Genomic DNA, 13,149 nt, shown 5'->3' on the forward strand with positions numbered 1-13,149 from the left:
GATTTTTGAGAGGTAATAGAATGGAAAAAATAAATATTGAAGATTTATCTGACAATATTGTAAAACAAATTGCGCAAATAGAGCAAACAAGTCACAAGTCAGTTGAAGTATTCAGCGACTTTGAAGACCAAACGATTTTGAACCTAGATCAAGCTAGTCACACGACTGACGACCAGACCATCAAGGTAGTCATTACTAATGAAAAATATGCCAACTTCGTATTGCTGCATGAGTTGTATCATATTGAACTAGAAATTTCTGATGAGCCTTCGATCAATGTCTCGGTTACTAGCCAAAAACCCGATGTTGACGGACGGATTTTATCAACTGCCAACTCAATTTTTGAAACTTTGGAACATTCGTTGATAATCGGAAAACAAATTGAAGATGGTAGTTTTAATGATGAGACTAAAGCTGAATATCTAAAGGGAATTGAGACTACATTAAACCCTAGCGTTGAAATTGACCGTGCCAATATGATCTTTTTCCGTGCTTTGATTTTATTGGATGCAGTGATTTTTGCCGATAAGAAAAATGATGCAACTTGGAAGAACGAATTTCCAGAAGCCTTTAAGTTTGTCGACAAGGCTTTGGCTGTCATCGAAAAAAATGACTTAACTGTTCCGTTTCAATTTAGACGCGCCTTAGTCAACATTTTGGAAGACTACGATAACTTGATCGAGTCCTTCGGATATGAAGGCATGAACTACCACGAATTTTTAGCAATCACGCCGGTAGTTTCTAAGCACCAATTGCGCTTGTCGTTGAACCAAGTTTATCAAATCAAACATTCAACCTTTAAGATGCGTGACAGTCATGATGATGCCTTCGCATTATTGGCAATCAACGATGGTCAAAGCGTTGCTGCCTTGGGATTTGACGTTAACAAAGTTAATCCTGAATTTTACAAGAAATTTTATCAACAAACAGTTCAAGAAACATTTGAAGCCAACGATATCAATTATTTAATTAGATAGGGGATGGATTTCATGAACGATAAAATTGAAGAATTAAAGGACTTAATTAATAAAGCTCACTATGTAGCCTTTCTCACTGGTGCCGGGGTTTCAACTCCGTCAGGAATTCCTGATTATCGCTCAAAGAATGGTTTATACAAAAAGGAAGAATACGACTTTCCACCTGAGTACATGCTTAGTCATGATAATTTGATTAAACATCCAGATATTTTTCATCAATTCGTTGTGGAAAACATGTATTTCCCTGATGCTGAACCGAACGTCATTCACAAAAAGATGGCTGAGATCAGTAATAAAAAAGGTATTATTGTGACTCAAAACGTGGATAAGCTTCATACAAAAGCAGGAGCTAAACATGTGGTTGAATTTCATGGCAATTTGTACGACCATATTCATTGCTTAACTTGTGGCAAGGAATTCGACTACAAATACTATTTAAAGGACTATCGTCATCATGAAGATGATGGGATCATTCGTCCCGGAACTACCGTACTTTATGGCGAAAGTATCAATCCGGATAACCTTGAAAATGCTGTTTCAGCAGTTTCGAATGCAGATTTGATCATCGTTGCTGGGACTAGCTTTAAGGTTTATCCATTTGCAGGACTTTTAGCATACAGAAGTCCGGATGCTAAACTTGTTGCCATTAATAAGGAAAACTTAGGCTTAGACGAATCAGTTTTAGCAATTACTGATGACGCTGCCAACGTTTTCGCACAGCTTTAATGATTACGTTAAAAAATGCTATACTTAATATCAATTTAATAGTGGAGGCTCACTAGATGACTAATGAGAACAAACAAACTTTTTATATCACCACCCCAATTTACTATCCATCAGGTAAATTAACGATTGGTAATTCATACACGACCATCGCTGCAGATACATTGGCACGTTACAAACGTGCTGAGGGCTATGATGTATTCTTCTTGACTGGTACTGACGAACACGGTCTTAAGATAGAAGAAAAAGCTGAATCAAAACATATGCAACCTAAAGAATATGTTGATATGATGGCGGCTAAAATTAAAGATCTCTGGAAATTACTCGAGATCTCAAATGATAAATTTATCAGAACAACTGACGACTACCATGTCAAGGCTGTTCAAAACATTGTCGAACGCTTGATCAAGCAAGGTGATGTTTATTTAGGCGAATATACTGGCTGGTACTCAGTTGATGATGAAGAATACTTCACAGAATCTCAATTAGCTGAAGTTTACCGTGACAAAGATGGCAAGGTCATCGGTGGTAAAGCTCCATCAGGTCACGAAGTTCAATTAGTTAAAGAGCCTTCATACTTTTTCAAGATGAGCAAATACGCTGACAGATTGTTGAAGTATTATGAAGATAATCCAACATTCATCGAACCAGAAATTCGTAAGAATGAAATGATCAACAACTTCATCAAACCTGGACTTGAAGATTTAGCTATTTCAAGAACTAGTTTTAACTGGGGTGTTCCGATTCCTAGTGATCCTAAACACGTTGTCTATGTTTGGATCGATGCATTGCTCAACTATATTACTGCTCTAGGTTATGGAACTGACGATGATTCATTATTCAAACGTTATTGGCCTGCAAACGTTCAGTTTGTTGGTAAGGAAATTGTTCGTTTCCATACTATTTACTGGCCAATCGTCTTAATGGCATTAGGAATTGATCTTCCTAAACAAGTCTTTGGACATGGCTGGTTATTGATGAAAGACGGTAAGATGTCCAAGTCTAAAGGTAATGTTGTCTATCCAGAAATGTTAGTTGCTCGTTATGGCCTTGATTCATTACGTTACTACTTGATGCGCGCAATGCCATTTGGTAACGATGGTGTTTTCACTCCTGAGGACTACGTTGATAAGATCAACTATGACCTTGCTAACGATTTAGGTAACTTATTGAACAGAACCATTTCAATGGTTAACAAGTACGAAGACGGTAAAGTTACAACAGTTGCCAATGTTTCTGACTTTGACAAGAGCTTAGTTGAAGCTTCAGAACAAGCTATCAAAGAATATCGCGAACATATGGATAAATTTGAATTCCCTGATGCACTTGCCAGCGTTTGGGCATTTATCGGTCGTGCTAACAAATACATCGACGAAACAAAGCCTTGGTTATTAGCTAAAGATCCTGATGGCAAGGCAGAATTACAATCAGTTCTTGGACACTTAGTGGAATCATTACGCTTGATTGCATTAATGATCAGACCAGTCATGACTCAATCGCCTAAGAAGATTTTTGCACAATTAGGTTTGGATTATGACAAGGATACTGAGCTTAAGTTTGGCGAAACTTCAGTTGGTACGACAGTAACTTCTGATCCAGAGCCAATCTTCCCACGTCTTGATGCTGAAGAAGAAGTAAAATATATCAAGGACAAGATGGCAGAGGAACAAGCTAAAAACGGTGCCGGCAAGTTGAGTAAGTCTGCTCAAGCTAAGGCTAAGCAACAAAAAGACAATGATGATGGTTATCCAAAAGAAATCGAATTCGACGATTTTGCCAAAGTTAAAATGGTTGTAACTGAAGTCTTGGATGTTAAACCAGTTGAGAATTCTGACAAGTTGCTCCAATTCAAATTGGATGATGGTACTGGTATTGATCGTCAGATCTTATCAGGTATGCACAAATTCTATCCAAACTACAAGGAATTGATTGGTAAAAAGATTTTGGCTGTTGTTAACTTGAAGCCACGTAAGATGGTCGGCGAATGGAGTAACGGAATGTTGCTTTCAACTGAAAAAGGCGACGAAGTAAAACTTGCAATCGTTGATAATTCACACAAAAATGGAGCTATCTTAGGATAATGAAAATTTTTGATTCACATACACATTTAAATGACGAAGCATTTGCAGGCAAGACGCAGGAGTACATTGATCGTGCAGCTGAACTTGACGTTGATGAGATGGCAATTATAGGTTCAAACGAAGAATTCAATATCGAAGCTATCCGTTTAGCTCAAAACTATCAACCACTGCATGCAGTGATTGGCTGGCATCCTGAATTCGCCAAAGAATACAACGAAGAACAATTGATCAATCAGATCAAATTGCCTGAAGTTGTCGCAATTGGTGAAATCGGCTTGGATTATCATTGGGAGGAAGACCCCGAACCTGCCATTCAAAAAGAAATCTTGATCAAACAATTAGATGTTGCCCAACAATACAACATGCCGGTATCGATTCATTGTCGCGATGCCTTTGACGATATGTACCAGATTCTAAAGAATCACGACATGTCTAAAAGCGGCATCATCATGCACAGCTTCAATGGGGATGTTAAGTGGTTGAACAAATTCTTAGATTTAGGGTTGCAGATTTCATACAGCGGCGTAGTGTCATTCAAGAATGCGCCAGAAGTCCAGGAATCTGCTAAGAATACGCCACTTGACCGGTTGCTGGTTGAAACAGATGCACCTTATCTAACACCGGTGCCTTATCGTGGACACCAAAATGAACCTGGCTATACTAGATATGTTGTTGATGCAATTGCTAAAATCAAGGGCGTTACTCCTGACGAAATTGCTAAACACACTTTCAATAATGCCAAAAGAGTGTATAACTTAAGTTAATATGAAAAAAATAAAAGAAATAATCGTAGTTGAAGGAAAATCAGATACTAGTCGCTTAAGAGATTGTTTAGGCGATGTCGACACGATTGAAACTAATGGCTCGGCGTTGAGTGATGAGACGAAGATTCGGATCAAACAGGCTCAGGATAAACGCGGGGTCATTATTTTTACCGACCCTGATTTCAATGGCAACCGACTTAGAACAATCATTTCCAAAGTAGTTCCAGATGCTAAACAAGCTTTTTTACCCAGGGAAGAAGCTGTCCCTAAGAAAAGCGACGGAAGTTTAGGAATTGAACATGCCAAAGATGCTGACATCAAAAAAGCCCTCGATGCGGTATACACCGTGACCGAGGACAATTTTGAAAAATATACTAACAATGACATGATAGCCTTGAAGTTAATTGGTGACGGCGACTCCAAGCAACGGCGTGAATACGTTGGTCGCCAATTAAAAGTTGGCTATACTAATGCTAAACAATTTTTGAATCGTCTAAATATGTTGCAAGTTGATCCTGAACAATTGCGTGATGCAGTGAATAAATATGATAAGGGAAGTACAAATGACACAAAATAGATTAAGTATCTCTGACCCGATTCGGACCAATGATATTTTACGAAAATACAAACTTCGTGCCAAAAAGAGTCTTGGCCAAAACTTTTTGACTAATGAGAAAGTTTTGAACGATATTGTCGATGCTAGTCAGCTTAAACCTGATGAAATCGCCATTGAAATTGGACCTGGTATTGGAGCTTTAACGGAAAAATTAGCCCAAGTCGCCGAAAAGGTCTTTGCATTTGAAGTTGATCAAAACTTAATTCCTGTATTGGCAGATACATTAAGCGACTACGATAACATTGAAGTATTTAATCAAGATATTTTGGATGTCGATCTTGACCAATTTGTTAAGGATCACGGTATTGAGGGCAAAACTATCAAGGTTGTTGCTAACTTGCCTTATTACATCACTACACCAATTATGCTTAATTTGATCAATAGCGATTATCCATTCCAAGCATTAGTTTTGATGATGCAAAAAGAAGTCGCTGAGCGGATCACAGCAGAACCAGGTCATCGTCAATATGGTTCACTAACTATTGGAGTGCAAACTTTGATGAAGACTAGAATTGACCGAATCGTTGGCAAGAACTCCTTTATCCCAAGGCCTAAGGTCGACTCAGCCGTAGTAGTATTGGAACGTTTGGAACATCCAAATGAGGGCATCAATGATCCCAAATATTTTAATAAAGTAATTCGCTCATCATTTGCACAAAAAAGAAAGAGTCTAATGAATAATTTGCTAAATTGGCAGGGTAGAACTGATGATAATCGTGCAGCAATCAAACAGATCTTTGCTGATTGCGATGTTGCTGAGAACGCTCGGGCTGAGCAATTATCGATTCCGCAATTTAAAGAAATGGCAAATGAATTGCAGGAAACATTTTCTAAATAAAAAACGTTTACATTTTTGTAACATTGTTGAAATATTTTCGCAATCGTGATATAATTTTGGCCCTAAGGAGTGATTATTATTATGCCAACGTCATTGGAAACAATTAAGTCAAATTTGGACCAACATCTAGGTGAAAACTTGACAGTAGTTGCACAAGCAGGACGCAAGAAAGTTATTCGCCGTCGTGGAACTTTGTCAGAAACATTTCATTCAGTTTTCGTGGTAAACCTAGACCAAAATGAAAACTCTTTTGAAAGAGTTTCATACAGCTATGCAGATCTTCTAACTAAATCAATCGACATTACTTTTGATAGCGATGTTAACGAGAACGAGGAAGAAGCAGACGCAGAATAATCGGCTTCTTAGCTGGATTTTATAGGAAGAGTTCTAACTCATAATTTGAGTTAGGACTCTTTTTTTGATTTAGCAAAAACGAACAATTGATAAATAATCACCATAATTTTGTCGTATTTCTGCTAAACACGAATTATTTTGTCCAATTTATGCGAATTTTTCTTGAATTTCCTTATGAAAAAGCGGAAAATGAATGAATTGTTGGGAAAATTACTTTATAATTTTTAGTATGAATTGTTTTTAGGAGAATAGGTAATGAAAACACGAAGAAGTGAACGTTTGATTGATATGACTCGCTATTTGTTGGAGAGACCCCACACATTGATCTCTTTAGCATTTTTTGCCGATCGCTATGAATCAGCTAAGTCTTCAATATCCGAAGATTTAGGTATTTTACGTCGCACATTTATGATCAGAGGAACTGGTGTACTTGAGACTCTACCAGGTGCTGGTGGCGGTGTTATTTTTACGCCCGGCATTTCTCAAAAGGAAGCCACAGAATTTATCAGTACAGTTAAACAACGTTTGATGGAACCTGACCGAATTTTGCCAGGTGGCTATGTCTATCTAACTGACCTATTGGCTGATCCGAACTTGCTTAGAACAGTTGGTAGAATGATTGCAACGCAATATTCTCAAAGTTCAATTGACGTCGTTATGACGGTAGCAACTAAGGGTATACCAATTGCACAAAGCGTTGCCAGCTTTTTAAATATCCCGTTTGTGATCGTTAGAAGAGATTCTAAGATTACTGAGGGTTCAACCATTAGTGTTAATTACGCTTCTGGTTCATCAGATCGAATTGAAAAAATGGAATTGTCCAAACGTAGTCTTGCGGAAGGTTCGCGAGTCCTCGTGGTCGATGATTTCATGAAGGGTGGAGGGACCATCAGTGGAATGCGTAGTTTGATCAACGAATTCAACGCTATTTTTGTTGGTGTAACAGTCTTTGCAGAGAATGCTTTGATTGATCCATCTGTCCGTGATTCTGACGTTACATCAATTTTTAAGGTCGATAATATTGATCAAGAAAACAAAATTATTAACATCGTAAATGGTGATTATTTAGCAAAGACCGATTTCAGTTATTTCGAGTGAAAGTGCATTGAGGCATAGCCTCTAAAAATGCTATTATAGATATATATTTGTGTGACTGAAAGGAAGTTTCCAATGTCTAATCGCTATGTAGTAATTCTTGCAGCTGGTATGGGTACTAGAATGAAGTCTAAGTTATACAAAGTGCTTCAGCCAGTAGCAGGTAAAGCCATGGTCGACCACGTTGTGACTCAAGTCGAAAAGATTCATCCTGACTTGATTGAAACCGTGATCGGCAATGGTGCTGATAAGGTTCGTGATTTGTTGGGAGATCGTACTAAGTACGCCCTTCAAGAAGAACAATTAGGTACAGCACATGCTGTATTACAAGCTGAGAAAGATCTCGGTGGCAAAGAAGGTATGACCATGATCGTTAGTGGCGACACGCCTTTGTTTACTGCAGATACTTTCCAAAAGTTATTTGATTACCATGAAGAACAAAATGCGGCAGTTACTATCTTAACTGCCCATGCTGACGATCCATTTAGTTACGGCAGAATTATCCGTGACCAAAGAGGCAATGTTTCTAAGGTTGTTGAAGAAAAAGATGCAACTGATGAAGAAAAGGCTATTCAAGAAATAAACACTGGCGTTTATTGTTTTGATAACCAAATGCTCTTTGAAAATTTGCATTCAGTTAATAACGATAATGCCCAAGGCGAATATTACTTGCCAGACGTAGTTTCAATTTTGAAATCACAAGGTGAGAAAATCGTCGCTTATCAAATGGATGATTTGAGCGAATCACTCGGAGTTAACGACCGTGTAGCGTTATCTCAAGCTGAGAAATTGATGCAAAAGCGCATCAACGAAGCACATATGCGCGATGGTGTAACTCTCGTAGATCCAGATAATACTTATATTGACGTTGATGTTCAAATCGGTAACGATACGACCATTGAACCAAATGTAAAGATTTTTGGAGATACTAAGATTGGTTCAGATTGTCTGATTGGTCTTGGCTCAAGGATCAAAGATTCAACTATCGAAGACGGCGTAACCGTAATTAGTTCGACCCTTGAAAAAGCTGTGATGCATGAGGGCAGCAATATTGGGCCTAATTCGCATCTTCGTCCAAAGGCAGATATTGGCAAGGAAGTCCACATTGGTAACTTCTGTGAGGTCAAGAATGCTACTATCGGAGACCGTACAAAGATCGGTCACTTGTCATATGTTGGCGATGCCACACTTGGAACTGACATCAATGTCGGCTGTGGTGTAGTCTTTGTTAACTATGACGGTGTTAAGAAGTTCCACAGCAATATCGGCAATCACTCATTCATTGGTTCTAACTCAAATATTATTGCTCCAGTGGATATGGCAGATCATTCATTTATCGCTGCTGGTTCAACTGTAAATAAAGATATTCCTAAGCACGCAATGGCAATTGCTCGTCCAAGACAAACCAATAAAGAAGATTATTGGGACAAACTACCACTATCAAAAAGTGAAGAATGGAAATAAAAGGTGAGAGATTAATGGCATATAAAGATACTGAACGTCCGCTCAAGATTTTTGCATTAAATTCAAACAAACCATTGGCAGAGAAAATTGCCAAAGAAGTAGGGATTCCTTTAGGTAAATCCTCTGTTACACGTTTTAGTGATGGTGAAATTCAAATCAATATTGAAGAAAGTATTCGTGGTGCTGATGTATTCTTGATCCAATCAACTTCAGCTCCAGTTAATGACAACTTGATGGAATTATTGATCATGGTTGATGCACTTAAACGTGCTTCAGCTCACTTCATCAGTGTTGTGATTCCTTATTATGGCTATGCTAGACAAGACCGTAAGTCACGTTCACGTGAACCAATCACAGCTAAGTTGGTTGCTAACATGCTCCAACGTGCTGGTGTTGACCGTGTCTTAGCACTTGACTTGCATGCTGCTCAAATTCAAGGATTCTTCGATATTCCAGTTGATCACTTGATGGGTGCACCATTGCTTGCAGATTATTTCCTATCAAATCATCTTGAAGAAGATGCCGTAGTGGTATCACCTGACCATGGTGGTGTTACTCGTGCTAGAAAATTAGCTGAATTCTTGAAGGCACCAATTGCTATTATTGATAAACGTCGTCCACGTGCCAATGTGGCTGAAGTTATGAATATCATTGGTAACGTTAAAGGTAAACGTGCCATCATTATTGATGATATGATCGATACTGCTGGTACTATCACTTTAGCTTCTCAAGCATTGATCGATGCTGGAGCAACTGAAGTTTACGCAAGTTGTACACATCCGATCCTTTCAGGGCCTGCTATTGAAAGAATTGAAGCTTCACCAATCAAGAAATTGATCGTGACGGATTCAATCAACTTGCCTAAGGAAAAAGTTATTGACCGTATGGTTCAAGTTTCAGTTGGACCACTTATCGGTGATGCCATTGAACGCATTCATAATAATGAACCAGTTAGTCCATTATTTAACAATCGTTTCCAACGCAATAAAGGTTAATATTTCGCAATTTAAAAAGAACTATCTCATGATTAAATGAGATAGTTCTTTTTATTTGTTCTATTTTTCACAAAAAAATCGATCATGTTATTAATATTGTGATACTATGAACTTGAACCTAGGAATCGGATCGATCCAAATTCACTTAAAGGCCAGGCGATCGGATGGAACAATATAAAGTAGTTGTTTGGGGTTTAGGTAACGTTGGACGTGCTGCAGTCAGAATGATTCAATCAAAAAAATCATTACAGCTAGTCGGCGCTGTCGATAATGACCCTGAAAAAATTGGTAAGGATTCAGGAGCTATTTTTGATTTTCCAAATACCGGAGTCATCGTAGAAGGCGATATCGATGAAGTACTAAAGAGGGACGTAGACGTAGTCTTAGACTATACACCGCTAGTCCGTGATGAAAAGGGTGGCTTTACACCAAGTGCTGAAGATATTGTCAAAGTCTTAAATGCCGGTAAGAATGTCGTAACTACCTTACCGATTTATTATTCGCAGGTCACAACACCAGATCTATATAAAATGATCGATGATGCTGCGAAAAAGAATCATGTTTCCTACTTGCCGACAGGCTTGCTACCAGGAGCTTATGCATCCTATATTCCAACAGTTTTGGCAGGATTAATGGGACAAGTAGATAGCATCACTGTTCAGTCTGGTGAAGATGATCAGCATAATTATTCAAGTTGGGTAAAGGTTTTTGGTTATGGAATGGATCCCGACAAATTCCCACAAGATAAATTGAAATTAGGAATTGCCTCATATTATGTATCAGGTGTTTATGAAATGGGAGCTAGATTAGGTATGAAGTTCGATGATATGAAAATCGAACACGAGTGCTTCACCGCTCCAGAAGATTTGCATCCAATATTTGGTACAGTTAAAAAGGGAACTATCAGTGGCCACAGATTTACAATGAGTGGCATGATCAACGGTCAGAAGAAAGCTAGTTTAGTATACGTCCACAAGATTTGTGATGATGTAGCACCTGAGCCAGAAATCAAAAATAATATCCACATTGAAGGAATTCCAAAATCACTCGATATTGATATCGAAGGATTAATGCCACTAGATGAGAGCTATGTAACCAGTGCAGCTCCTAGCGTGAACGTGATCCCGCAAGTTGTAGAAGGTGAAAGTGGATTCTTACAAGCACTTGATTTGAAGGTTGTAACACCGATTCAATAACATTAGAATAAGCAACTTTTACACATTTTGAAGAGAGCTGGATGAAAGTCCAAGCTCTTTTTTTACAAAAAAACACTGATCAACTTAAATGTCGATCAGTGCAGATTTATTAATAACGGTCACGATGGTTATTTTGTTGTGATTGATATCTTAGTAGATCACGGATTTGTTGGAGATATTCCAATTGTGGATCAGTTTCTTGAACGTTATCGAATTTACTAGTACTTCCATCACGACGCATGCGGTTCATGATTCGAACGACCGTAAAGACCACAAACATGATGATCGAGAAATTGATAATGGCATTGATAAAATCACCAATCAAGAAGTTTGCACCAAAGACGGTAAATTTCATATCAGTCAGATCAATACGACCAATAATCAAACCAATCAAAGGATTAAGAATATAGGTGGTCAGTGCGGTGACCAAACTGTTGAAAGCAGCACCAATAATAACACCGACAGCCAGGTCAACCACGCTACCACGTGAAATGAATTGTTGGAATTCCTTAAACATTAAATTTATTCTCCTTTGCTCAATAATCAGTTATGAAATACTTTACTATCAATTTAAAAAAAATTAAAGTGTTTTCAGATTTATTTGTCTAACTATCGCTAATGGTACCTAAACAATGTTATATTTATATTAGTAAGCAAAATATTTATAAGAGGGGTTGCAAAAAATGAAAATTACTAAGTTTGTTATTGCAGGTGTCGTTGCCTTAACGCTCGGCGCTACTGCTACTACTCAAGTTTTCGCCACAGCTGATGATAATAACGTAAGTGTCAATAATCAATACGATTCTGATGGACAATATAACGGTGACTATCAAGTCATCAATGGTGAAGTCCTAACATCAGGACAAACAAAATTGTACAATTCAAATGGCAAACAAGCTACTCGTAGCTTGGCTGCAGGAACATATTGGATTGCTGACAGAATGTTAATGAGCGGTGGACAACCTACTCTTTATCGTGTATCTACTGATGAATGGGTTAAACCAAGCGACGTTACCTTCATCAATCCAATTGGAAACACACTAGTTACAGCTAGAGCAAATGCTGGACTATACGATTCAAATGGTAATGTAGTTGGTACTTTGCCAGCAGGCGTAGCTTATCACTCTGACCAAAGAAAGACAGTTAATGGCGTGATCATGTATCGTGTGTCAACTGATCAATGGGTCAAAGCAACAGAAGTAAACATCGGAAGATAATAAAACTACAAAAACTGACCTCGATAGAGATCAGTTTTTTATTTACTATTTAAGCGAGGTGAATCCAGATGGATGATTACACGAAATTTAACTCAAAAATAATTGATCAATGGGTCAACGAAGGTTGGGAATGGGGAATGCCAATCAGTCACGAAGAATATTTGCAGGCCCAAAAAGGTGAATTTAAGATGGTGCTCACGCCTTTGAAACAAATCCCCAAGGATTGGTTCCCTGATCCTATTAAGGGTAAAAAGATATTGGGATTAGCATCAGGTGGTGGTCAACAAATGCCGATCCTCACTGCGTTAGGTGGGGAGTGCACAGTATTTGACTATTCTCAAAAACAGTTGGATGCCGAAAAAATGGTCGCTGAGCGTGAAAATTATCAAATAGAAATTATCAAAGGAGATATGACTAAAAAATTGCCTTTTACTGACAATACATTTGATATGATCATTCAGCCAGTGGCTAATTCCTATATTGAAAATGTGCAACATGTTTGGAATGAAAGCTACCGGATCCTGAAGCCTGGTGGAAGATTATTAGTTGGATTAGACAATGGTATCAATTACATTTTTGATAAGACAGAGACTAAGCTTTATCATCCACTGCCATACAATCCTTTAAAAAATCCTGAGGTGAATGACGATTTTCCAATCGAAGAAGAGGGTATCCAATTTTCCCACACCTTGGATGAACAAATTCGTGGTCAGATCAAGGCAGGTTTTCAAATCGTTGATTTATATGAGGATACTAATAGCGAGGGTAAACTCAAAGACTATAATATTCCAACTTTTTGGGCAACATATGCAATCAAGAAATAATCGAG

Annotated in this window: 14 protein-coding genes; 13 read left to right on the plus strand and 1 reads right to left on the minus strand. The window is 38.1% G+C overall.

What is annotated here, in order from left to right; genetic code table 11:
* Positions 1-20 precede the first annotated feature (20 nt).
* The 11 genes from LKF16_RS11345 (at position 21) to LKF16_RS11395 (ending at position 11,103) form a co-directional block, all read left to right on the plus strand.
* Positions 21-977: a hypothetical protein gene (locus LKF16_RS11345; RefSeq protein WP_291471387.1), complete on the plus strand. Its 957-nt coding sequence runs from the start codon at positions 21-23 to the stop codon at positions 975-977.
* A gap of 24 nt (positions 978-1,001) precedes the next feature.
* Complete coding sequence (locus LKF16_RS11350) at positions 1,002-1,703, plus strand: NAD-dependent protein deacylase (protein WP_291471724.1); 702 nt, start codon at positions 1,002-1,004, stop codon at positions 1,701-1,703.
* 56 nt (positions 1,704-1,759) lie between these two features.
* Positions 1,760-3,781, plus strand: coding sequence for a methionine--tRNA ligase (metG, locus tag LKF16_RS11355; protein ID WP_291471385.1), 2,022 nt, complete (start codon positions 1,760-1,762; stop codon positions 3,779-3,781).
* Entirely contained in the window at positions 3,781-4,545 is a 765-nt protein-coding gene (locus LKF16_RS11360; RefSeq protein ID WP_291471383.1) for a TatD family hydrolase, read from the plus strand. The genes metG and LKF16_RS11360 overlap by 1 nt, the downstream gene beginning before the upstream one ends.
* A 1-nt stretch (position 4,546) precedes the next feature.
* Positions 4,547-5,122 carry a ribonuclease M5 gene (rnmV, locus tag LKF16_RS11365; protein WP_291471380.1) on the plus strand — a complete coding sequence of 192 codons (576 nt, stop codon included), beginning with the start codon at positions 4,547-4,549 and terminating at the stop codon, positions 5,120-5,122.
* On the plus strand, positions 5,109-5,999 hold the full coding sequence (gene rsmA / locus LKF16_RS11370; protein ID WP_291471379.1) for a 16S rRNA (adenine(1518)-N(6)/adenine(1519)-N(6))-dimethyltransferase RsmA: 891 nt from the start codon (positions 5,109-5,111) through the stop codon (positions 5,997-5,999). Before rnmV ends, rsmA begins: the two co-directional genes overlap by 14 nt.
* A gap of 81 nt (positions 6,000-6,080) precedes the next feature.
* Positions 6,081-6,353: a Veg family protein gene (locus LKF16_RS11375; protein ID WP_291471377.1), complete on the plus strand. Its 273-nt coding sequence runs from the start codon at positions 6,081-6,083 to the stop codon at positions 6,351-6,353.
* A gap of 255 nt (positions 6,354-6,608) precedes the next feature.
* On the plus strand, positions 6,609-7,451 hold the full coding sequence (gene purR, locus LKF16_RS11380) for a pur operon repressor (RefSeq protein WP_291471375.1): 843 nt from the start codon (positions 6,609-6,611) through the stop codon (positions 7,449-7,451).
* 72 nt (positions 7,452-7,523) lie between these two features.
* Positions 7,524-8,912 (plus strand): bifunctional UDP-N-acetylglucosamine diphosphorylase/glucosamine-1-phosphate N-acetyltransferase GlmU, encoded by a 1,389-nt coding sequence (glmU, locus tag LKF16_RS11385; RefSeq protein WP_291471373.1) that lies wholly within the window; start codon positions 7,524-7,526, stop codon positions 8,910-8,912.
* Positions 8,913-8,926: 14 nt separating this feature from the next.
* Positions 8,927-9,907, plus strand: a complete 981-nt coding sequence (locus LKF16_RS11390) for a ribose-phosphate diphosphokinase (RefSeq protein ID WP_291471371.1) — start codon at positions 8,927-8,929, stop codon at positions 9,905-9,907.
* A gap of 164 nt (positions 9,908-10,071) precedes the next feature.
* Entirely contained in the window at positions 10,072-11,103 is a 1,032-nt protein-coding gene (locus LKF16_RS11395; RefSeq protein WP_291471370.1) for a hypothetical protein, read from the plus strand.
* Positions 11,104-11,212: 109 nt separating this feature from the next.
* Here the strand turns inward: LKF16_RS11395 and mscL are convergent, their stop codons facing one another.
* Positions 11,213-11,620: a large conductance mechanosensitive channel protein MscL gene (gene mscL, locus LKF16_RS11400; RefSeq protein WP_291471369.1), complete on the minus strand. Its 408-nt coding sequence runs from the start codon at positions 11,618-11,620 to the stop codon at positions 11,213-11,215.
* Between the two features lie 166 nt (positions 11,621-11,786).
* On the opposite strand from mscL, the gene LKF16_RS11405 reads away from it, so the two are divergent.
* The gene (locus LKF16_RS11405) at positions 11,787-12,320 is read left to right on the plus strand and encodes an SLAP domain-containing protein (protein ID WP_291471367.1); all 534 of its coding nucleotides are present in this window, start codon (positions 11,787-11,789) and stop codon (positions 12,318-12,320) included.
* 68 nt (positions 12,321-12,388) lie between these two features.
* Complete coding sequence (locus LKF16_RS11410; protein WP_291471365.1) at positions 12,389-13,144, plus strand: class I SAM-dependent methyltransferase; 756 nt, start codon at positions 12,389-12,391, stop codon at positions 13,142-13,144.
* Positions 13,145-13,149: the final 5 nt, after the last annotated feature.

It is taken from the genome of Companilactobacillus sp. (genome assembly GCF_022484265.1).
Classification (GTDB): Bacteria; Bacillota; Bacilli; order Lactobacillales; family Lactobacillaceae; genus Companilactobacillus.